21 protein-coding genes are annotated in these 23,229 nt (G+C 57.6%); 7 read left to right on the forward strand and 14 right to left on the reverse strand.

The features are described 5' to 3' along the window. Positions 1-2 precede the first annotated feature (2 nt). Genes LPW39_RS06945 through LPW39_RS06955 form a run of 3 tightly spaced genes read right to left on the reverse strand, consistent with a single transcriptional unit; the run spans position 3 to position 4,008 of the window. Complete coding sequence (locus LPW39_RS06945) at positions 3-2,189, reverse strand: xanthine dehydrogenase family protein molybdopterin-binding subunit (RefSeq protein ID WP_230772934.1); 2,187 nt, start codon at positions 2,187-2,189, stop codon at positions 3-5. An 18-nt stretch (positions 2,190-2,207) separates the two neighbouring features. Then, on the reverse strand, positions 2,208-3,200 hold the full coding sequence (locus LPW39_RS06950; protein WP_230772935.1) for an FAD binding domain-containing protein: 993 nt from the start codon (positions 3,198-3,200) through the stop codon (positions 2,208-2,210). Then, complete coding sequence (locus LPW39_RS06955) at positions 3,187-4,008, reverse strand: 2Fe-2S iron-sulfur cluster-binding protein (RefSeq protein ID WP_230772936.1); 822 nt, start codon at positions 4,006-4,008, stop codon at positions 3,187-3,189. Before LPW39_RS06955 ends, LPW39_RS06950 begins: the two co-directional genes overlap by 14 nt. A 397-nt stretch (positions 4,009-4,405) precedes the next feature. Here LPW39_RS06955 and LPW39_RS06960 point away from each other — a divergent pair, with 397 nt between their 5' ends. Beyond that, positions 4,406-5,338 (forward strand): LysR family transcriptional regulator, encoded by a 933-nt coding sequence (locus LPW39_RS06960; protein WP_230772937.1) that lies wholly within the window; start codon positions 4,406-4,408, stop codon positions 5,336-5,338. Between the two features lie 8 nt (positions 5,339-5,346). Here the strand turns inward: LPW39_RS06960 and LPW39_RS06965 are convergent, their stop codons facing one another. Together LPW39_RS06965 and LPW39_RS06970 are read right to left on the reverse strand one after the other, a co-directional pair. Next, positions 5,347-5,952 (reverse strand): TetR/AcrR family transcriptional regulator, encoded by a 606-nt coding sequence (locus LPW39_RS06965; RefSeq protein ID WP_230772938.1) that lies wholly within the window; start codon positions 5,950-5,952, stop codon positions 5,347-5,349. Continuing rightward, entirely contained in the window at positions 5,949-6,545 is a 597-nt protein-coding gene (locus LPW39_RS06970) for an NAD(P)H-dependent oxidoreductase (RefSeq protein WP_230772939.1), read from the reverse strand. The genes LPW39_RS06965 and LPW39_RS06970 overlap by 4 nt, the downstream gene beginning before the upstream one ends. Positions 6,546-7,068: 523 nt before the next feature. Here LPW39_RS06970 and proP point away from each other — a divergent pair. From proP to LPW39_RS06985, 3 genes are all read left to right on the forward strand, one after another. Further along, entirely contained in the window at positions 7,069-8,640 is a 1,572-nt protein-coding gene (proP, locus tag LPW39_RS06975; protein WP_230772940.1) for a glycine betaine/L-proline transporter ProP, read from the forward strand. Between the two features lie 317 nt (positions 8,641-8,957). Then, positions 8,958-9,923, forward strand: coding sequence for a hypothetical protein (locus LPW39_RS06980; RefSeq protein WP_230772941.1), 966 nt, complete (start codon positions 8,958-8,960; stop codon positions 9,921-9,923). Positions 9,924-10,561: 638 nt separating this feature from the next. Beyond that, positions 10,562-12,604 (forward strand): autotransporter outer membrane beta-barrel domain-containing protein, encoded by a 2,043-nt coding sequence (locus LPW39_RS06985; protein WP_230772942.1) that lies wholly within the window; start codon positions 10,562-10,564, stop codon positions 12,602-12,604. A gap of 550 nt (positions 12,605-13,154) precedes the next feature. On the opposite strand, the gene LPW39_RS06990 is transcribed toward LPW39_RS06985, so the two are convergent. Beyond that, positions 13,155-13,322: a hypothetical protein gene (locus LPW39_RS06990; RefSeq protein ID WP_230772943.1), complete on the reverse strand. Its 168-nt coding sequence runs from the start codon at positions 13,320-13,322 to the stop codon at positions 13,155-13,157. Between the two features lie 170 nt (positions 13,323-13,492). Between LPW39_RS06990 and LPW39_RS06995 the strand changes: the two genes are divergently transcribed. Next, a complete protein-coding gene (locus LPW39_RS06995; protein WP_230772944.1) occupies positions 13,493-13,783 on the forward strand; it encodes a hypothetical protein in 291 nt (96 codons plus the stop codon). 507 nt (positions 13,784-14,290) lie between these two features. After that, positions 14,291-14,842, forward strand: a complete 552-nt coding sequence (locus tag LPW39_RS07000; RefSeq protein ID WP_230772945.1) for a CHRD domain-containing protein — start codon at positions 14,291-14,293, stop codon at positions 14,840-14,842. A gap of 711 nt (positions 14,843-15,553) precedes the next feature. On the opposite strand, the gene LPW39_RS07005 is transcribed toward LPW39_RS07000, so the two are convergent. The 3 genes from LPW39_RS07005 to LPW39_RS07015 form a co-directional block, all read right to left on the reverse strand. Further along, entirely contained in the window at positions 15,554-15,799 is a 246-nt protein-coding gene (locus tag LPW39_RS07005; RefSeq protein ID WP_230772946.1) for a hypothetical protein, read from the reverse strand. Positions 15,800-15,909: 110 nt separating this feature from the next. Continuing rightward, positions 15,910-16,074, reverse strand: a complete 165-nt coding sequence (locus tag LPW39_RS07010; RefSeq protein WP_230772947.1) for a hypothetical protein — start codon at positions 16,072-16,074, stop codon at positions 15,910-15,912. A gap of 34 nt (positions 16,075-16,108) precedes the next feature. Further along, a complete protein-coding gene (locus tag LPW39_RS07015; RefSeq protein ID WP_230772948.1) occupies positions 16,109-16,384 on the reverse strand; it encodes a hypothetical protein in 276 nt (91 codons plus the stop codon). 1,016 nt (positions 16,385-17,400) lie between these two features. Here LPW39_RS07015 and LPW39_RS07020 point away from each other — a divergent pair. Continuing rightward, positions 17,401-18,759 (forward strand): DUF5979 domain-containing protein, encoded by a 1,359-nt coding sequence (locus LPW39_RS07020; RefSeq protein WP_230772949.1) that lies wholly within the window; start codon positions 17,401-17,403, stop codon positions 18,757-18,759. Between the two features lie 1,196 nt (positions 18,760-19,955). Here the strand turns inward: LPW39_RS07020 and LPW39_RS23570 are convergent. From LPW39_RS23570 to LPW39_RS07040, 5 genes are all read right to left on the reverse strand, one after another. Next, entirely contained in the window at positions 19,956-20,276 is a 321-nt protein-coding gene (locus LPW39_RS23570) for an FHA domain-containing protein (protein WP_407928803.1), read from the reverse strand. A 297-nt stretch (positions 20,277-20,573) separates the two neighbouring features. Further along, a complete protein-coding gene (locus tag LPW39_RS07025; protein ID WP_230772950.1) occupies positions 20,574-21,113 on the reverse strand; it encodes a hypothetical protein in 540 nt (179 codons plus the stop codon). 202 nt (positions 21,114-21,315) lie between these two features. Beyond that, positions 21,316-21,948, reverse strand: coding sequence for a lysozyme (locus LPW39_RS07030; RefSeq protein WP_230772951.1), 633 nt, complete (start codon positions 21,946-21,948; stop codon positions 21,316-21,318). Continuing rightward, a complete protein-coding gene (locus tag LPW39_RS07035; protein WP_230772952.1) occupies positions 21,945-22,283 on the reverse strand; it encodes a hypothetical protein in 339 nt (112 codons plus the stop codon). Before LPW39_RS07035 ends, LPW39_RS07030 begins: the two co-directional genes overlap by 4 nt. A gap of 65 nt (positions 22,284-22,348) precedes the next feature. Then, positions 22,349-22,855 (reverse strand): hypothetical protein, encoded by a 507-nt coding sequence (locus tag LPW39_RS07040; RefSeq protein WP_230772953.1) that lies wholly within the window; start codon positions 22,853-22,855, stop codon positions 22,349-22,351. Positions 22,856-23,229: the final 374 nt, after the last annotated feature.

Raw genomic sequence — 23,229 nt, forward strand, 5'->3', positions numbered from 1 at the left:
GTTTACAGCAGTTTTTCCGGGGTGATCGGAAGACTGCGGATGCGCTTGCCCGTCGCGTGGTACACGGCATTGGCGATGGCCGCCGGGATGCCGACCATGCCGAGTTCGCCCATGCCCTTGACGCCGAGCGGGTTGACGATGGTGTCGTCCTCTTCGACAAACACCGTCTCGATGGCATGGATGTCCGCGTTCACCGGCACATGGTAGTGCTGCAAATTAGCGGTCATCATGCGCCCCGTGCGGTGGTCCACCTCGGTCGCCTCTTCCAGCGCCATGCCAATGCCCCAGACCACACCGCCGATCTCCTGGCTGTGCGAAGCGAGGGGGTTGAGGATCTTGCCGCAGGCAGTGATCTCAATCACCCGGGTGACCTTGACGGTTCCCAGATCAGGGTCCACCTTCACCTCGACAAACTGCGCGCCATGGGCGAGCGATGCGTACTTGTCACGCTCGGGCGACGGGGTTGATTTGTAGACCTCAGTGATCTCGTCCGTGCCCGTGCTGCGCATGAGCTCGGCAATATCCACCCCGCGCGACGTATCGCCCTTGAGCCGCAAGCGGCCGTCGAGCATCTCCACATCATCAGCGCTGGCGCCTTGCAATGGCGATGCGGCATCGCGCTTGGCCAGATCGAGCAGCTTGGCGGTGATGGTCAGCGCCGCGCCGCGCACGGCCGAGCCGACGCTGGAGGTCGTCCAGGAGCCGCCTTGCGCCGGCGCCTGGGGTTGGCGCGTATCACCGAGCTCAAAGGTCACCTGGTCCATCCGCAAGCCCAGGAACTCCGCTGCAATCATGCTCATCACGGTATAGGTGCCCGGGCCGATATCGCTGGTGGCGCTGGAGACCATCGCCGTCCCATCCTGCCGGAAAGTGATCTTCGCGCTCGCCGGCATCTGCATGGCACCCCAGACGCTCGATGCCATGCCCCAGCCGACCAGCAGCTTGCCGTCACGCATCGAGCGTGGCTCGGGCTTGCGGTTTTTCCAGCCAAACTTCTCGGCGCCCAGGCGGTAGCACTCACGCAGCGCCTTGCTGGAGAACGGCTTGCCGCTGACCGGATCGACCTCGGCATAGTTGACCAGGCGCAGCTCCATCGGATCCATTTTCAGCGCGTAGGCCAGCTCGTCCATCGCGCTCTCCAGCGCGAACATGCCGCTCACGGCGCCGGGCGCACGCATCCAGGTAGGAGTGGCCAGGTCGGTGGCAGCCACCTTCAGCGGCATATCCAGGTTCTCGCAGGCGTAGACCTGCTTGAGGAATCCGGTCGTGTTGTCCGAGAAGGTTTCGAACGACGAGGTGTTGTGGAAGGCCTCCTGAATCATGGCCTGCAGCTTGCCGTTGGCGTCCGCTCCCAGCCTGACCTTCTGAATCGTTTGCGGCCGGTAGCCATGGCCGGTGAACATTTGCGTGCGCGTCAGCACCAGCTTGACCGGCCGCTTCAGCTCGCGGGCCGCCATCGCTGTCAGTGAAGGGTAGTAGTTGGGTTTGAGCGATGAGCCAAAGGCGCCGCCCACAAAGGGTGACACCACGCGGATGTCTTCTGCCGGCACGCCCAGCCCTTCGGCCAGGTGCTTTTGCACGCCATACACGTTCTGGGTCTTGTCAAAGACGGTGAGCTTGTCAGCTTCCCAAAACGCAATCGCGGCATGCGGCTCGATGGGGTTGTGGTGGTTGATGGGGATGTGGTATTCGGCGTCCACCTTGACTGCCGCTGCTTGCAGTGCTTTGGCAGGGTCACCGCGTGGGGGCGTATTGTCAGATGAGGGCTTGGCCTGGTCCAGCACCGTCTCCAACGCGGTGGTATGGGGCTCGCTCTGGTAGCTGGCCTTGACCAGACGCGCCGCATAGCGCGCCTGCTCGTAGCTCTCGGCCACCACCAGCGCTATTGGCTGGCCGTTGAAAAACACCCGGTCCGATTGCAGCGGCCAGGCCCATTGCGGGGCAGCATCGGCAGCGGGCTTTTTGCCCAAGCGGCCCGCATTGAGGTGGGTGAACACGCGCACCACGCCTGCGGCCTGCTCGGCTTCCCGGGTGTCAATGGCGGTGATGCGCCCCTTGGCCACCGTGCTGAGCACGACAAAGCCATAGGCGACATGCGGCACCTGGAATTCGGCCGTGTACTTGGCCTTGCCGGTGACTTTGGCGACCCCGTCCACGCGGGTGGTCTCTTTACCTAGATAACGTGCCATGGTGATTCTCCTTCGCCCTCAAACCAATTGGGCAGCACGCATCAGCGCACGCGCCACGGAACGTTGGCCCAGCTCCACCTTGTAGCCGTTGTGGGCCAAGGGCCTGGCACCACTCAGCGCCGCCTGGGAAGCCTTGGCAAAGGTCGCTTCGGTGGGACGCTGGCCCACCAGGGCCGCCTCGGCCTCTGCACTGCGCCAGGGCTTGTGGGCAACACTGCCCAGCACCACGCGCGCCTGGCGGATGGTGCCACCTTCCAGTTGCAGGGCTGCAGCCACCGCCACCATTGCAAAGGCATAGGAGCTGCGATCCCGCACCTTAAGGTAGTGCGAATGCTTGGCAAACGCAGCGGCCGATACCGGCAACTCGATGGCCAGGATCAGATCGCCATGCTCCAGGTTGTGGTCCCGCTGCGGTGTATCGCCCGGCAGGCGGTGGAAGTCGGCAATCGGGATCAGGCGCTCGCTCCCGTCTGTCGCCCGCACACTCACGCTGGCATCCAGCGCATACAGCGCATTGGCCATATCGCCCGGGTAGGTGGCAACGCAGGCCTCACTCCACCCGAACACGGCATGGATCTTGTTCAGCCCTTCGCGCGCGCCGCATCCGCTGCCGGGCTCGCGCTTGTTGCAGGGTGTGGCCGTGTCGTAAAAGTAATTGCAGCGCGTGCGCTGCAGCAGATTGCCGCCATTGGTCGCCATATTGCGCAATTGCCCCGAGGCGCCAGCCACGATGGCCTGGGTCAGCAGCGGGTAGTTCTCGCGCACCAGCGTATGGTTGGCCGTCTCGGTATTGGTGGCCAGCGCGCCCAGCGACAAGCCCGCGCGGCTGCGCTGGATCTGGCGCAACGGCAGTTGACGGATGTCGACCAGGCGCGTGGGCCGCTCCACATCTTCCTTCATCAGATCAACCAGGTTGGAACCGCCAGCGAGAAACTTGGCGCCCGGCACACCGACCATGGCGGACGAGACGGCGGCGGCATCGGCCACCCGCAGGTATTCAAATGGTCGCATGGCCATCCTCCTTGTGTGCGGATGCGGTTTGCGTATCAGTGGCATAGCCCCAGGTCTGCGCGGCTTGCCGGCCCGAATGGACCTCTTGCACGGCAGCGACGATGCCCGGGTAGGCACCGCAGCGGCAGATGTTGCCGCTCATGCGCTCCTTGATCTCCTCGTCCGTCAGGCGTGTCGTGGTTTTGCGCACGTCGCCAGTGACATGGCTGACATGGCCGCTTTGGGCCTCCGCCAGCACACCAACGGCCGAACAGATCTGCCCCGGCGTGCAGTAGCCGCACTGAAAGCCATCATGCTTGATGAATGCGGCTTGCACCGGGTGCAGCTGGTCGCCCTGGGCCAGGCCCTCGATGGTGGTCACCTCGCGCCCTTCCAGGGTCGCCGCCAAGGTCAGGCAGGACAGCACGCGTTGGCCATCTACCAGCACGGTGCAGGCGCCGCATTGCCCTTGGTCGCAGCCTTTCTTGGAGCCCGTCAGCGCCAGGTGCTCGCGCAGCGCATCGAGCAGTACTACGCGCGAATCGAGTTCCAGCGTCTGCGCAACGCCATTCACCTGCAAGGCTACCTTGACGACGTTCTGAGCCTTGGTGGCTGCCACCGCCGCGCCTTCGGCCAGCGGCATCTGCGCCAGTGCCGCCTCCTGCGCCAGCAGGTCAGCGGCAAACAGACCCACGCTGCCGGCGGCAGAGCTGATCATGAAGGTTCGCCTGGCCTGGCCCACCCCCTGGAGTTGCGGCATGTCTTTGAGCAAAGCCGCTTCGTCGGCGCTTAGCTCGACGGGAAAATCAGCATCGTCGGTATGTTTCATCGTGGGTTCCTTGATGGCGCGCCGGGGGAAGGCGCATGCGGGGGGATAGGGCTGACCAGACGGCTGCGTTCTCAGCGACGCATGCAGGCTTGGCGTTCAGGAGGCAATCGATGTCCAGAGGTGGTAGCTGCGGTCTCCCATGTCAAAACAGCCCCCCTTAGGCTTGGGCCGTGTGGCTTGCGAGCCAGGGTGCAACAGCAGCGCACACCAGCCCATCCTAGTGACTCATGCGGACGAAGCGGGTCGGACGGGAGCGCTGTTTGTGCGGCAGCGTGGTCGTACACCTCCAAACTTGGCAAAGGCCTATCTTGGGATGCCAAGGCTTCTTTGACTAGCTAATAAATCCTTCTAGACCTTATTAGCTTTGCTAATCAATAGCCTGTGCCAAACTTTCGCGATGGTTAAACGCAACCTCAACGATCTGCTGTACTTTGTCACCGTCGCCCGTGAGGGGAGCTTTACACGTGCGGCCTCGGTGCTCGGCGTGACCCAATCCGCCCTCAGCCAGGCCGTCAGCGCTCTGGAGGCGAGGCTGCACATTCGGCTGCTTACCCGCACCACGCGCAGCGTGTCACCCACGGCCGCAGGCGAGCGGCTGCTGAGCGCCATCGGGCATCGTTTTGACGAAATCGATGCGGAGCTGCACCAGCTGACGGAGATGCGGGACAAGCCCAGCGGCATGGTGCGCATCACCTGTGGCGAGCATGTGGCGCGCGCCCTATTGGTGCCAAAGCTGGCGCCCCTGCTGTTGGACTACCCGGACATCAAGGTCGAGTTCGACGTCAACTACGCTTTGCGGGACATCGTGGCGGACCGTTTCGATGCTGGGGTGCGTTTTGGCGACACCATCGACAAAGACATGATCGCCGTCCCCATCGGACCGAAGTTGCGCATGGCCGCCGCCGCATCGCCGGCCTACTTCAAACGCCATCCGCTGCCCAAGACACCCAGCGACTTGGTGCAGCACAACTGCATCAACATGCGTATGCAGACCGCCGGAGGCTTATGGACCTGGGACTTTGAGCGCCGGGGCAAGCAGCTGAGCGTTCGGGTGGACGGGCAGGTCATCTTCAATACCTCTCCCAGCATCGTCGATGCAGCACTGGCCGGCATGGGCATTGCGCATTTGCCCGAAGACGAGTTTGCCCCGTACTTGGAGCAAGGCCGCTTGATACGGGTACTGGACGACTGGTGCCCGCCCTTCCCGGGCTATTACCTGTACTACCCCAGCCGCAGGCAGCCGTCCCTGGCCTTCTCGTTGGTGCTCAATGCGCTGCGGGTGACGCCGCTGCCGCTGGCCATCCACCAGCGTTTGGCAGAAGCAGGCTGATCGTCGGCCTAGGTCTGGCCCCGCTGCGCCAGCAACACCACCATATCCCGCAACTCATCCTGTGCTTGGCTGGGGGTGATGTCCCCCACCATGGCCGCTTGCGACAGCGCATCGGCCGCGCCGAGCATGGCCCAGAGGCTGGCTTTGGGCAGGCTTGGCGTAGCCACCCAGGGCGCCAGTGCTGCCTGGCATTTATCCAGAAACCCCAGCTGGCACTGGCGCTTGAGCAGGGCCAGCTCGGGCGAGCCTTGCAGCGCTGCCAGCACACCGGGGATCTCGCGGCCCTCGGCCAAGCAGCAGCCGATATAGCTGCTGGCGATCACTTCGGCCCGCTGTTGCAGCGTTGGGCCACTGGCCGCGATGGCGGCGTCGATGATCTTGTTTTGGCGCGCATCGAAATCGCGGTACAGGGCCGCCAGCAAGCCCTGGCGCCTGCCGAAATGGTCATAGACCGTTGGCTTGGTGATGCCCGCCGCCTCGGCCAGGCGCCCCAGGCTGAGCGCGTCGGTGCCTTCGCTGGCAACCAGCTGCCAGGCCACATCGAGCAGCTGCGCCAGGCGCTGCTCCTTGGTAAAGCGCTTGCGGGGGCCTGTCGTGGCGGTGGTTTCAGTCATGGCGTGGTGGTGGTCTCGGCCGCGAAAAGCGCCGCACCGATGCGGCGCGCCTCGTCAAAATGCGATTGCGCAAAGCCCTCGTCAGACTGGCTCAGCAAGTGGGCGCTGGCCACCCGTGCGCCACAGTAGTCAAATATGCCGTGCTCGATTTGCGTCTTCATCGCGGTATCGTAGCCGCGTTTGGCATAGGTCTTTCTGCTGGCGGCCCCCAGCGCCACCAGATGCACCGGCAGGCGCTGCAAAATGCCGCGCTCCTCATGGTCATAGGCCCAGCCGTTGGTAAAGACCCGGTCGATCCAGCCCTTGAGCAGCCCCGGGAAGGACCACCAGTACACCGGATAGACGAGCACCAGCGCATCGGCCCGGTCCATGCGCGCCTGCTCGGCGGCGATCTCGGCCGGCAAAGGACCCTGGTTGCGAAAGTAGGCCAGGTCGGCCACCGTCTGCCGGGGGTCAAAGCCTTCGGCTGCCAGATCGGCCATCTCAAAGCTGTTCTGCGGATCAGCGGCGCTGATGCCCCGGGCCAGCTCGGCCGCCACGGCATGGGTCAGGGAGGACAGTTCGGGATGGGCGACGACGATCAATGCATGCATGGAAACTCCTGGGGTGGGTAGTTGGGGAGGTCTTATCCAGACCAGAGGCAGCCTCGACCGGAACGCGTACACCGGGATATGCAGGAGCGTTTTTGGACCAGGCCAATAACATACCAAGAGTAGGATACTTTTAGTATTTAATATTTCTGCAGTGATGAAAGCCCTACGGCGTTCACTGGAAAGTCTGGTCGCAAGCCCGAGGGCAGCCCATCTGCTTCAACGCTTGCCCCATTTAAAAAAGGCCGAAAACCCGAGCTTGCAGCCTTTGCTTTCGGGCGCCAGCCAAGCCAGGCCACCCGAATGTGTCCGCCCGTGCTCAGGCCACCGAGCGCGCCGCATCGCGGCGGATCGATAGCACGCCCACCAGGCCAATGATGGCCGCTGCAATCACGACCACCTGAGCCAACACCACTTGAAGCGGGGCGTGCCGGCGAAGTTTGGTGGCAGCGCACAGCCCCCTCGTCCTACAGACGGCCGGACGGCGATTGGCGAAGATGGCGACCCATAATTACCGGGGAACCGCATGGATACCATCAACAACAATACAGCGGCTGATCCGACGCCTCCTTCGCCGCCTCTGATCCCCACCCAAAGCGGCACTTTGGAGCTGCACGACATCACCATCGTCGACAAGGTCAAGCTCAAAAAGGCGATTTCTGCCGCCGCGCTGGGCAATGCCATGGAGTGGTTCGACTTTGGCGTCTATGGCTTTGTCGCCTTTGCGCTGGGCAAGGTCTTTTTCCCCGATGCATCGCCCAGTGTGCAGATGATTGCCGCGCTGGGCACTTTCTCGATTCCCTTCCTGGTGCGGCCGCTGGGCGGCCTGTTCTTTGGCGTGATGGGTGACAAGTTCGGGCGCCAGAAGGTGCTGTCGATCACCATCATCATCATGGCTGCCAGTACCTTCTGCATCGGGCTGATACCGTCCTACGCCAGCATTGGCATATGGGCGCCCATCCTATTGTTGCTGTGCAAGCTGGCGCAGGGCTTCTCGGTCGGCGGGGAATACACCGGCGCGGCCATCTTTGTGGCCGAGTTTGCGCCGGACCGCAAGCGCGGCTTTCTTGGCAGCTTTCTGGACTTCGGCTCCATCGTGGGTTTTGTCACCGGCGCGGGCGTCGTGGTCTTGCTGCAAAGCCTGCTGAGCGAGGCGAGCTTTCTGGACTGGGGCTGGCGTGTTCCCTTCTTCATGGCCGCGCCCTTGGGCCTGGTAGGCCTGTACCTGCGCCATGCGGCAGAAGAAACGCCTGCGTTTCAGCAGCAGCTGGACCAGATGGAAAAGGACGACCAGGAGGATGTGGAGAACCGCCCGCGCATCTCCTTCAAGGAAATCGCGACGCGCTACTGGCGCCCCCTGCTGGTATCGGTGGGCCTGGTGCTGACCACCAATATCACCTACTACATGTTGCTGACCTACATGCCCAGCTACCTGTCGCACAACCTGCACTACTCCGAAGACCATGGCGTGCTGATCATCATTGCCGTGATGATCGGCATGCTCTTTGTGCAGCCGGTGATTGGCCTGGCCAGCGACCGCTTTGGCCGCAAACCCTTTGTCATCTTTGGCTCTATCGGCCTGTTGGTGCTGTCCATCCCGGCGTTCAAACTGATCATCAACGGCCAGATCGCGCTGATCTTTGTCGGCCTGTTCATGCTGGCGATTGTGCTGAACTGCTTTACCGGTGTGATGGCCTCCACCTTGCCCGCCATGTTCCCGACCCGCATCCGCTACAGCGCGCTGGCCGCATCATTCAATATCGCCATCATCGTCGCCGGCCTCACGCCCACCATCACCGCCGCGTTGGTTGATTCGACCGGCAGCCTGTACCTGCCCGCGTACTACCTGATGTTTGTCGCAGTCGTCGGCATCATCACCGGCATCTTCATGAAGGAAACCGCCAACCGCCCCCTGCGCGGCGCCACCCCAGCGGCCTCCAGCAAGCAGGAGGCCAAGGAGCTGCTGATCCAGACGCTGGACCACATCGAGCAAAGCGTGGAAGACATCGATGGCGAGATTGCCAAGCTGCAAGAGCAGATTGCAGCGCTGGAGCTGCGCAAGCAGAAGTACGTTGATTTGCATCCGCGGCTGGATTGAGGTGCAGACCTAGGTCCAAAGGCTTGGCGGCGCCGACGCATTCTCCAATCCTGTGCCGCCTGGATATGACATACACATACGCCCGTACTTCAACCCTTTTTAAGCGATTAAAAATATTAATTTATCTTTTGAAAATATCTAATTGAAAGATATTCTCAATGAGATTTTACTAAGCAACTCCTGACGCAGACAAATAAAAGATTGGCCAGAATAGACTTTTAGAAGCAAGCTGATTATGGTACGCTGAACACACAACACTATGTCGGCATCTTCCGATGGCGAATACTGAGGTTTAAACACGATCTATGGAATCTCGTATGAAATCCTATGAATTGCATGTGATGGGCCAGAAGGTAGCGAACATACAGCGCTGTTTGTCTCAGTTGTCGTCGCCGGAGCTCAAGAGTGCGCGGCTTGAGACATCAAGAAGATCGAGTGTGTTGTTTGCAATGATTTCTGGATCCGCTCTTTCCCTGGCAACCCCTGTGATCGCACAGGTTTGCGGCCCCACCGGCACCTTCAAGACCTTTGCTGCCTACAACAACAGCCCCGGCACCAGCATGGAGGTGGTCAACAACAACACGCTCAAGGTAGAGAATTCGCTGCTCAAGATCAGCAACCAGACCACCGGTAATGCCGTAAGCAGTTCTGACCGTATCAGTGACACACAGTACAGTGGCGAGCCCGGCATTTATTTAGGCCATGCGCGAGGAGACACCGATTCTCCAAACGACACCATAAATACTGTTCTCGGATTTTATGACCCCGTCAACAGTTTGGAGTATCTCCCGGTCAGCAACCTTACATTCAGGCTGCACGATGTAGACGCTGGCGACAATGTCATTGTGAATGCCTATGATGAAAATGGGGTACTCATCCCATTGTCGGAATCCAATTTCAGCTTGTACGATGCTTCGTATGCCAGTTATGTGGGAGGTAACCATTTCACATCGCGTGGCAGTAATGATGCGCCAACAAATAGTCGCCTGGCCACCATTGACCTCAATTTTGCAGGGCTACGCGTGCAACGTGTGGAATTGAGCTACTGGGATACAACAGCTTCTGGCAGCTACACGATCGCGGAGCTGATTGGCTGCCTGCCGTCTCCGCCTGCACCACCACCGCCGCCACCACCACCGCCGCCGCCGCCACCACCGCCTCCTCCCCCCAGTCCCGCTCCCGTAGCCGTGCCAGCCTTTTCCGGATGGTCTGTGCTCCTGACGACATTTCTATTGCCCATCATGGCATTGCGTTATAGAAAGCGCGTTAAAAAGAACCCTTGACCCGCTGCCGGCAGGCCAGGGGGGTCTTTTGTCGTCAGGTGGTTGCGCCTCCCGGGCACGCCAGTATGTCCAGCTGGCACCGAATGCCCGACACCGTACTCTTGCGGCCGACTAAGCTGAGGCATTCGCACAAATCCCAGCTCCACCACTAAGGGTCAAAGAACGATGAGCGCTTCGTATGGCATCGGCCATGCGAGCCAGTGCAATTGCTGCGCCTATCGCTGCGCGCACGGCGTATCCCTGCCCCCTACGCATCTCCGTCCGGCCCCCTGTATGGCGCACGGCAGATTCAAACACCTCCCCGGCCAACGTGGGCAGCACTTGGCCCGTTTGGCTATCCCCCTCCGAGCAGCATCGCCGCTATAGCGGGCGCTTCCGATACAGGCTCGGCCGCCTCCGGCTAAAAGCCGTCCAACTTGTTGCGTTCGCAATCAATTGTGAACTTACATTGTTAGATCAAATATCTTTATAAGAATTTCCTAGAATACAGAAACTCTGTTGGCGACTTCATATCGAAATTTGATCCGAATCAAATGTTCAAATATCGATCCAGTTGCCACCCAAACTCTGGAAGCTATTTTCAAATCCATGGGCTTTGGATTAATACATTTAGCTCCTTGATATTGCAGACCTCTATTATGATTTATCCTAACCATCAATTTCTACCCACTTTTTTTACCCTCCTATCCAGTTGTATCGCAGCAGGGGGAGTCCATGCCCAGTCTATCCATTTCACAGGAGATACGAATCCCACAGGGGACCTCGGGGCCGTCTACAGCTCTGAAAATATTACCGTGGGTAATACTGCAGACGGTTCACTGAACATTTCATCCGGGGCCGTACTCACCACTACCAATATGGCTTCCATTGCAGCGACCGCAACCAGTTCGGGCACCGCTACGGTATCCGATCCCGGATCGCTTTGGAATGTCCGCACTGTGGGGGTAGGAAGATTGGGACAAGGTACCCTGAATATCAGGAATGAAGGAAAAATAATTTCCAGGGAGGGCTATATCGGCCAGTTGGCCGGCAGTACTGGCACTGTGACCGTTGACGGCAAAGGCACATCCTGGACGATCCCTTTAGACTATAACGGCGATTTCTGGATTGGTAATATGGGAGGCGCGGGCACGCTCACGGTATCCAACGGAGCCACTGTGAGCACGACCAGCGACATTTACACTGCGGTATCGGGGTCTAATGTGTCTGCCCTCGTGCAAGTGGACGGCATGGGCTCTACATTGAATGCCGATGCCCTCTGCTATCTGGGCATGTCTGGGACATCCACCGTCCACGTCACCAACGGTGCGGAGTTCAACTGTGGAGGCCAATCCTTCATCAACTTCGGAACTGTTTCGGTCACAGGGCAAGGGTCAAAATGGACCCTAGGTTCTACCCTGAGTATTGGAAACAGCAGCAATCTTAGCAATGGCGCACTGACAGTGGGAGACGGTGGCACTGTAGAAGTCTCAAGTACAGTCAGCCTTCCATATATTTTTAGCGCCACCGCCAATAGCACTGGCACACTCAATATCGAGGGTACGAGCCAGCCTGGCGCCTTCTCTGCGCCCAGCTTGGCTTTTGGCTCCAACAACCTAGGTACTGTCAATTTCAATCACACTGATGACTCTGGCGACTATATTTTCTCGACACCAATGTCCGGTCCCGGCACGGTGAATATAAATGGCTCCGGCATTACCAGTCTCTCGGGTACCAATGTCTACTCAGGCACAACCGACATCAAAGCGGGAGTGCTCCGTGCAGCATCGACTGCAGGACTGAGCAACGCCTCTGACTTCGTCCTTCACTCCGGAGGAACTCTGGATAGCAACACCTTCAGCCCTACCGTCAAAAGCCTCGTCAATGGCGGCGTGGTTACGATGCTGTCGGGAGGCACAGCAGGCGCATTGACTGTCAACCGCAATTATGTTGGCAATGGCGGCACCGTAGCGCTGAACACAGCACTAGGAGACAGCACAGCAGCCACAGAGCGCCTCCTCATTCAAGGTGACACCAGCGGCACGACCACATTGGACATTCATAATCTGGGCGGCTCAGGCGCCCAGACCACCGGCAACGGTATTTTGGTCGTGCAAGTGGCAGGTGCATCCGATGGCCTGTTCAAACTCCCCGCTCCGGGTTTTATCGATGTAGGTAGCTATCGTTACACCTTGCTGAAAGTCGGCCGTGACTGGTATCTGCAATCGGAAGGGTTAGCTGCTGCTCCAGAGGCGAATGTGGTTTGTGTGCCTGCTGAACTGGTGGATGCAGACAACCAGGTCAGCACCTGCACGGTGACCCTGAACTCTGCGCCGCTGCAGGATCTGCCCGTCAATCTGAACGTGGCGCCTCCGCATGCCCGCTACACCACATCCTGTGTATCGCCCATCGTCGTGCCTGCTCATTCCACGCAGTCCACATGCACTGTTACCGCGGTCCCCAACAATGTTGCTGGCGATGGCGATGTAATCGCTGAAATGTCCGTGGCCGCGCCCACGTTGCCTGGCGCCTATACAACCAGCGGCCCAGCAGCCCAGGTGTTGATCAAAGACGACGATGCCCCATCCACAACCACTGCGGTCCCCGTTCCCCAGTTTGGCTGGGCGGGTTTGGTCTCGCTATCAGCCCTGCTTTCTGTGTTTGCATTCGGTCAGAGCCGCCACCGCAGGCCACGTCAGTAAGCTCACTATCATTAATGCCGGTTATCAATCGAGGAGATGGGTAACTGGCTCTTCGCATAACCTCATAAAATTTAGAAAGCTACTTTATGATATCAGTCGGCGGCAGCGTTTAGGCAACGCTAAATTATGCGGGAGGTCAAAGCTCAGGAGAAATAACTTATGCTGCCGAAGAATTCTCCTTCAAACCCAATGCCATTGACAACCTCACCAAAGGGCTCGCCCCCAAAAGCAATCGTCAAAACTGCACATTTCGATGCGATGGAATAATATCTTTAAAAAACGGAGGATTTTTGTTCTTCAAGGTCATCAACATTTGACTAAGAAATCCTGACGACTCCGAAGAAGATTTGAGCTTTTTTACCCGCCGGCCCAATGAAGTATTTACATTCTTGAAGTCAAGAGTACCCCACGAATTTATTCGCTAACGCATCTTATTACCACTGCGCATTTCACGCCAGAGCATAAACCGCCCCTCAATAATCTACAACAGCTCGGTTGCTCAATCGACTAAAACAAGCTTAGCATTCGATAAAACCCCTTATAGTTCTGCTTATTTCAACCACCCCACAGCGCCATCGATGAATTCGATTACTACGCTTTTAGCTGCCGAATAAACAGAAAAATTGAATCCAGCTTTTTCCAAGATGACTGTCGCCTGCGGCATAACAGGACTCTCCAGCGCCCCTATTTTTTCGTGAAAGCCGATGACGGAAATCATGGCCTCGGCAGTCTTATCTCCATGCGTCGACATACAACCTCGACATCTACCAGCCCCACACTGAAACCATAGCAGCAAACTTTAAAAAAGGAAATCTTCAACTGTTTTGAAATAAATCAAGTTATCCGGAAACTCTTTTTCAGCGGCTGTAGAGCATGCGACAATGTGACATGAGAGAAATAAAACAAATTCCACAAGAGGACGCAGTTTTAATCGGAAAGCTGCTTCGACGTCAAGTTATCTACGCACTTGCCAGAGAGGGAATCCATACGATTGAGGATATCAAAGCCAATTATCCTAAGCAATTGCTGAAAGTTCGTGGCTTCGGCTTTCTATCACTCCGGCGACTTGAACTAGAGCTTTTCAAGGAGCCTGATTTCACCCCCTATCAACCCAGACATATTGTTCGGGAAGAAAAAATATCGCCAGCCACTAAAAATTATTCCAAGGCAATAGAATAGGCCGCCATCTTTCCAGACTCAATAGAAATAAGACCTAAACGCTTTGCAATCCAAAAGTGCGTCTAACGAACTTCTACACGCCCAGCGTTGAACCTGTCATATTCTGGTATAGCCCTATTCGAGCCTTCATTGGCAGCCCGCCACACCAGCGGGCTACACAGTAGCTTCATGGCAGTTCATGGTCCTGTCTCTTGCACGGCTGTACTGCGCCATCACTGAGACAAGGCCGGTTTCGCAAAATCTGAATTCTAGGCTAAGCTGCAGCTGCAAGACGTCGCCGCTGAAGAGTAATGCCAGGCATCCAAGTCGGCAATTCTGCAGCAGACATCCAAAATAACATAAAAATATAAAATTCTAATAAACAGTACCCAACCCATTCATGCCTTAAAATATATCGCAACGAAATTTTGACACCGGCTATATACACCATTAACTCAGCTAATCTGCAGATAATACCCCTCAAGTGAGTAATCACAAAATAACTTTAAAGCCGGGTTTCAGCATAGAATGGATTCACTTCAGGAGAGTATTTTCATGCTTGACCGACGCAAAACGTTATTCACATTCACTAGCGCGGCAGCCCTGATCACCCTCTCCGCCTTCACGCTTCGTGCCTCTATGGCACGATCTACCTCACAGGCACAGCGGCCAAAATACGCAAGCTTCTACGCACATTTAGATGCTAAATATGTGCTGCCGCCCATCAAGGCCCAAGCGGGCGGCTCTTTGCGCAGCACCCTGGACACTGATTCCGGGATCTTCAGATGGGAAATCTTTTTAGCTCGTATGACCGGTCCTGAAACACAAGCGGCATTTCATGGTCCTGCGTCCAAACACCAGAATGCCCCCGCCCTCATCGTGCTACCTCGTTTCATGCCTGCTCGTGAGGGTCAACCCACTGACACGCTAGAACTGAGCGGCACCAGCACGCTAACCTCCGAGCAGATGGACGACTTGCTTGCTGGTCGCTGGTATATCAGCGCATCCTCCGCCGCGTATCCCAATGGAGAACTACGCGGGCAGCTTACACGCTATGCAGGAGGAGTCCACGGCGTTTGATTGCGCTGGACCCTATGGATCCAGGGTAGTCCAGCGAACTTATGACCAAGTGATGCAAGGGCTGATATGAAGCGTTTCGCGGCTGCACAGCCATCCGAGAAGGCATAGGTGCCGGCCGGTCTATGGGACGCCCGGCCCACGCCCGTAGTTCTGGCTCAGGTGGTCTGTACGCATCCCCGCATTGTCATCGGTTCGCCAGCGGATACGCGCCAAGGCCTTAACCACCAAGTTGTGAGCGCCTGGCCATGCCCCATGGGTACTCTTGTGCAGGTAATGATGCGTAAGGGTGCAAAGTGGACTCCGTCAGCCGAGGCACCATGTCGCAGCGGCCAATGCGCCGACACCCCACATTCCACACCCACGCAAAGAAAAACCCCTGAGTGAGAACACTCAGGGGTTTGATTCTTGGCGGAAACGGAGGGATTCGAACCCTAGAGAGTGAGTTTTAGAGCGTACCTGAGCGGCTTTTTCAGAGGTAGGCTATCCGCCCAAGTACGCTGGAATTGGCTCTTTTTGGGGCAGATTTAGGGATGGCGAATGCTGGACCAGCGGACGCTGGCTAGGTCTGCGTCACCCGCCAGCGGCTCCAGCGCCAGGCTACCATCGCTCCTGCGCGGTGCCAGAGCGAGGCACCTGCCGCCCTAACCCGGCGCCCCCCCCACCCCTCCGCCAGCATGGCCCCTGCCGGTGAAGCCTTCAGACGATTTCTGCTCAGTTGGTAATATGGAGCGTAGAAGTCTTGCTGGTAATCGTGTATCCATAATCACGAAGCCGCTCCTCAGGAGTTGCGCCCGGGAATCCATCCGGGATGATGCCAAGTTCATCCTGAGCTTTAATAACCAACTGCCGAGCGAAATGCTCTTTCGAAGGCTCAATGCCATTTTCAACAATTTCTGAGTGTCTTAGAGGAGACTTGGTTTCATGTGTGGCGATATAAGTCACCATTGATTTAGACATGTCATTTCCTTTAGAAGATATAAAGTCAACTTACATTCACATCAGCGCCGGACATGAATATTAAAAGCTACCGACCAAAAGACCTAGCGAATGACTCGATGAAGAGGCTCTTACAGTTCTGCATAGAGAAAGCCTTCTGTCATTTCTGAGGCGACCTCAGTACGACAAACAGGACAGTAGGCGGTTTCTCGATCTTTCCCGCCAAGCCCGATGCCGGGATCTTCAGTGATGACCAGCAGCACCTCACAGCCTGGGCAGTTTTTTTCGTAGCTCATAGTGAATGAATGGAAGCACGGGCACTAGGTGTGCTCATCCTGTGCACGTAGAAAGTGCAAGTTTATCCAAATTGTTTTTTGCACCAGGCGATAACCAGTGGATCCACAGCCCTTTCATCCAGGCCAGCGCATACAGCACGCTCACAGCGAAGATGCCCCATTGCTCGGCCTTCCATGAGGCGTAGAACCAGAACGGCTGGCCCAGCATGCCGAAGATGCCCGCCCAGCGCCTGAAGCTCTCAGAACGGGCTTGCGACAGCCAAGCGGCAGCTGCACCTAGCACCGCGATGGCAACCTGATCTATCTGCATGAGCCATTCCGCAATACTGTACAAAAGAACAGTTTAGAAGGTGCGCATTGCCACCACAACCAAAATAGGTTCCACCCGGGGCCGTGTTGGCGCCAGTGTGGCTCTTTCAATGCGACTTAACGAAGTCACGCCAGTTCGCATGCGCATCAATCTGGTCAAATATTGACACTTAGAAACATTTCATGGACATTCTTTAACTATTGCTTCAGGAAGGTGAGAGCACTTTGTTAACTAGTATTTATAGTGCGCGCTCGTCGTAGAACAATTGTCATCTCTTTGTTCAACCTAGGCCTTTGCGATTTAAGCAATGAACATTAGCTATCGGTCAATGGTATAAATATTGAAAATTTTTGGACACAGGAGTGATCATGCTAAGTATTTTTCGGACTTTAGGTGCCGTTCTAGCCGCAGTGTTGATGTGGGGAGGTAGCCAGCAAGCCTTTGCGCAAAAGGTCCTGTTGCTGACGACCAATGAGGTTGCCAGCGACGCGGTGCAAGCCAACAACAATCTGGAAGCGGAGTTCGTTGGTGTTGTTGGAGCTGCAAACTTGACGCGGATGACCGTCCTCACCAATCCTAATGCGATCTCTCAAGCGACATTCACATCGGCTCCAGGCCCATACGACATTGTGGTTGTTGCAAGCACCTATCGTCCCATCGACAACACCAACTGGACGATCCTGCAAAGCGCAATAGCGAACCGTTGGGCCAACTCCATTGTCTTTTTTGTGGATGGCTGCTGTGAGGCGACCAACGGTGCTAATGCCGCCAAGATGGTAAGCGCATTAAACGCGGGGGCAGCGACCTCATTCTCACTGGGTAGCAGCTTACCCGGATTCGCTAGATTTCCGTTGAACACGAACTCTCCTTATGCACCAACTTTTGCCGGGCTTAATCCTTTCGCTGGAGGAGACATCACTTATATCAACAACGTTCCCGCAAACAATGCACTATATTTAGCAGCAGGGACACCTCCGGCTAGCTTTCCTCCAGCTGGGTCGACGCCGACCAACAACGTGTATGGCCTTCTGATTCCTACTGTTCAGTCGAACTCAGGCAATGGTGCTTGTGTATTCGCGGTAGTCGATGTTTCGCCGTTCATTAACGCGGCGCCCGGCTACACTCCATGGACCGAAAACCAAGGCAAGGTAGGCCCAGCCTTCATCACTGCCGCCACCTCCGAGAATGGCGCCTGTGGCCTGCCCAAGGTCAGCAAGAGCTTTGACAAGACCGATCTCTATCTGGGTGGCAGCGACAACAGCACCGTCCTGACCATCTCCTTGTCCAACGGCACTCCGAACCCCATCACCAACGTCAACCTGACCGACAACCTGCCCGCACCGCTGGTGGTGGGCACCGGCACCGTGGGCAGCACCTGCACCGCCAACAGCCTCAGTGCGTCACCCGGCTCGAACGTGGTCAGCAACAGCGCCTTCACGATTCCGTCGGGCGGCTGCACCATCACCGTGCCGGTCGTCTGGCCCAACACCGTAGCCGGCCGCCAGGCTTGCATCGATACCCCGTCAGTAACCAATACCATCACGCCGGGCACCGACTTTGTCTCGCCCACTGGCCAGGTCAATACGCCAGCTACAGCATCGCTCGCCTGCCATGCTGCGCAACTCGCGATCTCCAAGCAGGTGGTCTGGCCTGCCAATATCACGCCCGTCGATCTGACCGGCACCAGCTTCCCGGTCTCGGTGGTCTGCACCGGCACTGATGGCGTGGCCGCACCGGCGATCAACGCCAGCATCACGCTGAACACGGCAACGACGGGCAGCGTCTCGGTCACCCCGGTGATCTCCAGCGGCAGCTGCGTCGTGGCCGAAGGCACACGGCCTGCACCCCCCGCCAACCACCTCTGGGTCGAAGACCCGGCGCCCAGCGTCTCCGTCACGATGGCAGCGCCCCCGGCAGCCAACACCGCGCAACTGGTCAACACCCTGGCGCGTGCCAACACCGACATCACCATCAGCAAGAGCGTGGCTGGTGGCCCCGCAGTGGGCGTTACTGGCAGCTTCAGCTTTACCGCCAACTGCGGTGCAGACGGCAGCTTCACGACGGCCGTGACCTTGAGTGGTAGCAACGCGGGTGCGATCGCCATCACCAATGTGCCCCAGGGTGCGAGCTGCACAGTGAGTGAAGATCCGACGATGCCGACTGCCCCTGCAGAATATGCTTGGAGCACTAACTTGCCAGCGCCAGTGACTCTGATGACCGTCGCGTCAGGTAACACTGCCTCCTTTGTTAACACACTGGTGCGTACGACTAGTACTCCAACCGCAGTGCCTTCCCTCAAGGAATGGAGCTTGTTTGCACTGTCCCTTATATTTGTACTGTTCGGTGCCAACTTTCTGCCAAGAAGCCGCAGCTAATGAACTAAGCCGCCTCCGGGTGGCTTTTCTTTTGCCTGGTTGCTCACCTCTCCATCAGGATCACCCGACATTGGCCCAATGTTGTTCAACGATGTGACACTAGTTGACATCAATCAATGCAAAGCCATCGATATATTTGTTATATTTGGCTGACTTCTCTGGAGGGAGGAGTACTTCGGGGATATGTCCCACGGCCCGCCTTGTGCGGGCTTTTTTTTGAGCCACGCAGCAGCGACACGTCCGAGACTCATTGACTAAAAGAATTGGTCTATGATGCATCCATAGTTTTTATGCCGAGGTCGTGCGCATCCTCCCTCCCTCTCTTAACAATTGCACGCCAACCTAGCAAACTAGGATCGGCCTTTTTATTTCCAACGTTAGCCACCCGTAGGGGTGGCATTTTTTTGCTTATCCGGGCTTGTCTCTGTGGAAGAGAGGTTCTCTCTGGGAGAGATCGGCGGCCACCTGTACCGTGAGGGGCTCCGGCGGAAGATGACTTTAGGCATCAAATGACACTCTGCCCGCACGAATACCAAATAAGCCTGCAAACTCGATTGAACTGTGCTAACCTGAATTTCTGATCAGGGCATGCTTGCCCTCTGATTCGTCAAAACGTTGAGCCTTCGAGCCTCGACAACTCCATCTTAGGCAAGCTCTCTGGGCCTCACCAGCATCCTAAGGTCGGCTCCCCTCTTTTTCATTTTCCTCTCGCGCTGCGTGAGGGACTTGAGACCGATCTCTCAAGATAGTTTCCTGTATTTTCCAAGCAACGGCCTGTAAAGGCCGATTCCTATGCGTGCTCCTAGAGCCTGCCTACCCATTCAATTTAAAGGCTTACGGCTATGCAAAAAGCACCATGGACCGATTTCTGCGGTCATGAGATATTGGAGGGTGACGTGCTAAGACACCCCTCTGGAGAAACAGGGCGAGTCGTCTATGACCTGTCACAGATGGACGAACTTGATCAATGGAGAGTTGAATACTCAGACGGTGTTGTAGAGAGGCTCTGTGACCAGATAGGGATCAAGGGTCAAGCCGTGGTTGTCCGAAGCACTGATCGAAACTAACGCTTCACCCAACCACCTCCAGGCCTTCTCTGCTCGTTGTTGCCACAAGCGAGAAGGCCCCGCTTGTGCGAGGCCCAGGCTGGGGAGGTAGGTCAGCTACCAAGCGTGAGAGGGTAGCTCTTAAAAAAGCTACGCCGCTAGATCTTGAGAAGGCACAGTTCCCTGCTTCACATAGATCTCAAAGGGGCCGACGGTTAGGCGATCTCCTTCATACAGGACCCGCCGTTTGGTCCTCAGCCCATCCATAAAAATGCCGTTGGAGCTTTGGTGATCTACTACCACCAAAACGCCGGAACGCAATAAAAACGCTCCATGGTCTCTGCTCACCGTTGGATCATCAAGGCAAATCTGGCTGCCCGTATACCGACCAAAGGTGGTGTACCCCTCATGAAGCGTGTACGAACGAAGCATCATTGATGCCTCATGAGTCACAACAATTTCTGGGAACATTTCGCTGTCAATGGTAAATAACTAACAAAGAAACCAGATGATCTATGAGATCTCGAGAAGTTTCAATGCTAATGACCTATCCTTATCGATAGCTTAAAGCAAGAATGAGCACTCATGGTGGAGCGCGTTATCACCGAGTTTTGAGGACATTGCCCCACCCTCCAAAAGTCTCCCCAGTTCTGTTCGCATTAGACAAGCACCGATTTTGGAAGCTACTTGAAACACCTTCCCACGACCCGTTGCTGATGCGCCTCCGCAGTCTGTAGCCCCTAACCCCAACCGCCTCCGGGCGGTTTTTTATCGCCCGATGCAGGCCTGATCGCTATCGTCACCGCTCAGCCGGCGCTCGATGTTCACCTGGTCGCACAGCGCGGCTACTTCGGCGTCTCGCCTTCTAAGGTCGCCTCCGAGGCTTGCGACCACGCCGAGGCCTTGTGCAAGCTGGCGGTCGAGGGCTGCGGCTTTATCTGCAAGATCGCTGCGGGCAGCGGCGTCGGCTTGGGCTTGCGCACGATAAGTGGCGGCTCGGCTGTCGGTGTCGCGGTGCAGCCGCTCAGCATAAGCAAGCTCACGGCGCTGCACATCAGCAATGCCGGTATAGAGAGACGCCAGGCTGTCGGCGTTGTAGATCGTGTCTTGGGCATGCTTGCTTTCCTTGATCGCGGTTTGGGTTTCATCGGTGCGGGCAGCTTCGGCCCGGGTGGCCGTGCCCCGGGCCTGTTCGTCGCGCAGCTCGGCAATGGTCTTGCTGGCCTGCCAGCCTTTGACCACCCAGCCAGCGGAGAAGGCTAGCGCGGCGATGACGGCGGCCAGGATGAGTTTGATCTGCAGGTTCATGCTGGCCAATCCTCGATTTCGGGATTGCCAAACGAGCATGGCTGTCGATACTCTGGCCACTTGCGATCAGGATGCATTGGCAGCCAAATGAAAGATCCACAGATGTCGATCCAGTGACGCTCCCACCGACCGCCATACCAGCGGCGATACCACTGACTGCGCTGGCCAAGGAAGTGTTGAAAAATGAACGCTCGGAAAATAGTCATAACCCCTCCTCACAAATTTCAGCATTGGCATCGCCACGGGCCTGCAGGCCTGGCAGCACCACAGATACGCCGTTGACCGTGCCCAGGTTCCAGCGCGGGTTCTCACGGCATGCGCCGATCACATCGCCCGCATTGGCCTTGCGCAGCAGGGTCGAGGTGTACAGCGCGCCTTCCCCCTTGTTGTGGATGAAGTCGATGAACACGGCCTGCTGCAGCGGGGTGTAGGTAGTCCAAAGACGGAACATGCCCATGGCAGTGCGCTCGGCTGCAAGGTAGCGGCTGCGCTCGAGCGCGTAGCAGTCGACCGGCGTGTAGTACCGGCCAGCCACCACGGCGCGGCCCGTGATCCCGTTGCACACAGTCAGAGGCTGGCCCTTGCCCAGCCTGTCAACGTAGGGTGTTCCGATGTGGCGGTAGCTGCTCTCGTAGTAGCTGCCCATCACCATGGCGATCTTGACTGCCTGGGATGTTCCAGGATCAGCGGCCACAGCTTGGATGTACTGGCTCCGCTCGGCCATGGCCTGGGCGGCTGCCTTGTCGCGCCCGAAGACGATGTAGCCGCCGGCGCCGGCCGTCAGGATTGCCAGGGCCATCAGGCCAGAACGCAGGGCATCAGGTACGCGGCTCATAGCTCAGCCCTCTGCGTCTCGCTCATCCGCTGGTACTCGTCGAACATGATGATGCGCGAGCCCTTGCGCGGCTTGATCCAGCCCCAGCGCTCAAACGCGGGCCTCCAAAGCTTTTTCCAGAACCACTCACAAATGAGCAGCGACGTATATACAGCCGCCACGATGGAGGCAATAGTCCCCCACGGGATGGAGTTGACCCAATACCATGTCTCAAAACTGGCGTTGGCCGTGGCCGCCTGGGCGATCTTGTCTGCCACATCGGCTTGCGCGGCCGTGGCCAACGTCACCGCACTCGTCGCCTTTGCAATCGGCATGCTGATATCTGTGCTCTGCATTGAGACACTCCCTCAGAAATAAGAAAACCCGCCGAAGCGGGTTGTGTTGTGTGTTGTGGCGAGGGTTACAAGGTCTCGGCGTAGCCGAACAGCTCGTGCAAATCGGACTCGGTCAAGTTGAGCCCAGCCGCCAGCAGTAGCACCGTGGGGCTGTCCGACTCGATGGCCGCCGATCCCTGCCAGTCCACCAGGGCCCGGTAGCGGTCGAACTCGTCGGGGATCAGGTTGATCTGCGCCTCGATGTCCTCGTTCTTGATGCCCTTCATGTCAAACAGAGCAAGTAAGGCCTGACGCTTTGTCACGGTCACCCGCGTAGCATCCCGGGCGGCCTGCTCGGCTGCCAAGCGGTCGGCCTCCAACTGGGCCAGCTCTTCAGCGCTCAGTGCCACGACTTCCCACTGCTGGAAGTAGCCATCCTCGGTCTCCAGCGGCTCCACCTCGACCGCCTTGTGGGTGGCACCATCAAAGCCGGGTCTCGGCTGGTCAAGCACCTGTTGGTATTGCTCCAAAGCCGCAAAGGGCTCCGGAAAGAGCGTCGATGGGTGGCGCTCCATGATGTCAGCTTGGCTCAATCCCCACTCTTTAGTCGTTGTATCAATGTACATATACATCCTCAATTAATCGCATTGCCAAGGCGTGTGCCGTTGCCAATCCATGTGACGAAGCTGTTTCCATCCACGTACGCCCCAGCAGCACCGCCCAAGCCGTATGCGCCGTCAGATTGCGAATCAAACGTGCCGCTGGTTGAGCCATAGTTCCCATTGGCTCCCGGCATTCCAGCCGCGCCACCATCCCCGCCTCGCCCGCCAGTGGCTGTGCCCTGGGTTGAGCCACCGATAGATGGCCCTCCGACCGATTGAGAAGTGCCGGGATTTCCAGAAGTTTGGCCTACGAAAACAAGCGTGCCGGAGGCATTGAAACCGGCCCCGCTGCCGCCTGATCCACC

This window comes from Comamonas koreensis (assembly GCF_021026195.1).
Lineage (GTDB): Bacteria > Pseudomonadota > Gammaproteobacteria > Burkholderiales > Burkholderiaceae_C > Comamonas > Comamonas koreensis.

Bases quoted from the DNA above. Each gene is read 5' to 3' on its own strand.
- proP (WP_230772940.1), top strand. From the start codon at position 7,069: ATGGATACCATCAACAACAATACAGCGGCTGATCCGACGCCTCCTTCG.
- LPW39_RS06990 (WP_230772943.1), bottom strand. From the start codon at position 13,322: ATGATTTCCGTCATCGGCTTTCACGAAAAAATAGGGGCGCTGGAGAGT.
- LPW39_RS07030 (WP_230772951.1), bottom strand. From the start codon at position 21,948: ATGAGCCGCGTACCTGATGCCCTGCGTTCTGGCCTGATGGCCCTGGCA.
- LPW39_RS06965 (WP_230772938.1), bottom strand. From the start codon at position 5,952: ATGACTGAAACCACCGCCACGACAGGCCCCCGCAAGCGCTTTACCAAG.
- LPW39_RS07015 (WP_230772948.1), bottom strand. From the start codon at position 16,384: ATGCAGATAGATCAGGTTGCCATCGCGGTGCTAGGTGCAGCTGCCGCT.
- LPW39_RS06995 (WP_230772944.1), top strand. From the start codon at position 13,493: ATGAGAGAAATAAAACAAATTCCACAAGAGGACGCAGTTTTAATCGGA.
- LPW39_RS07005 (WP_230772946.1), bottom strand. From the start codon at position 15,799: ATGTCTAAATCAATGGTGACTTATATCGCCACACATGAAACCAAGTCT.
- LPW39_RS07035 (WP_230772952.1), bottom strand. From the start codon at position 22,283: ATGCAGAGCACAGATATCAGCATGCCGATTGCAAAGGCGACGAGTGCG.
- LPW39_RS07010 (WP_230772947.1), bottom strand. From the start codon at position 16,074: ATGAGCTACGAAAAAAACTGCCCAGGCTGTGAGGTGCTGCTGGTCATC.
- LPW39_RS06980 (WP_230772941.1), top strand. From the start codon at position 8,958: ATGAAATCCTATGAATTGCATGTGATGGGCCAGAAGGTAGCGAACATA.
- LPW39_RS06945 (WP_230772934.1), bottom strand. From the start codon at position 2,189: ATGGCACGTTATCTAGGTAAAGAGACCACCCGCGTGGACGGGGTCGCC.
- LPW39_RS06985 (WP_230772942.1), top strand. From the start codon at position 10,562: ATGATTTATCCTAACCATCAATTTCTACCCACTTTTTTTACCCTCCTA.
- LPW39_RS06955 (WP_230772936.1), bottom strand. From the start codon at position 4,008: ATGAAACATACCGACGATGCTGATTTTCCCGTCGAGCTAAGCGCCGAC.
- LPW39_RS06960 (WP_230772937.1), top strand. From the start codon at position 4,406: ATGGTTAAACGCAACCTCAACGATCTGCTGTACTTTGTCACCGTCGCC.
- LPW39_RS07025 (WP_230772950.1), bottom strand. From the start codon at position 21,113: ATGAACCTGCAGATCAAACTCATCCTGGCCGCCGTCATCGCCGCGCTA.
- LPW39_RS06950 (WP_230772935.1), bottom strand. From the start codon at position 3,200: ATGCGACCATTTGAATACCTGCGGGTGGCCGATGCCGCCGCCGTCTCG.
- LPW39_RS07000 (WP_230772945.1), top strand. From the start codon at position 14,291: ATGGATTCACTTCAGGAGAGTATTTTCATGCTTGACCGACGCAAAACG.
- LPW39_RS23570 (WP_407928803.1), bottom strand. From the start codon at position 20,276: ATGTTCCCAGAAATTGTTGTGACTCATGAGGCATCAATGATGCTTCGT.
- LPW39_RS06970 (WP_230772939.1), bottom strand. From the start codon at position 6,545: ATGCATGCATTGATCGTCGTCGCCCATCCCGAACTGTCCTCCCTGACC.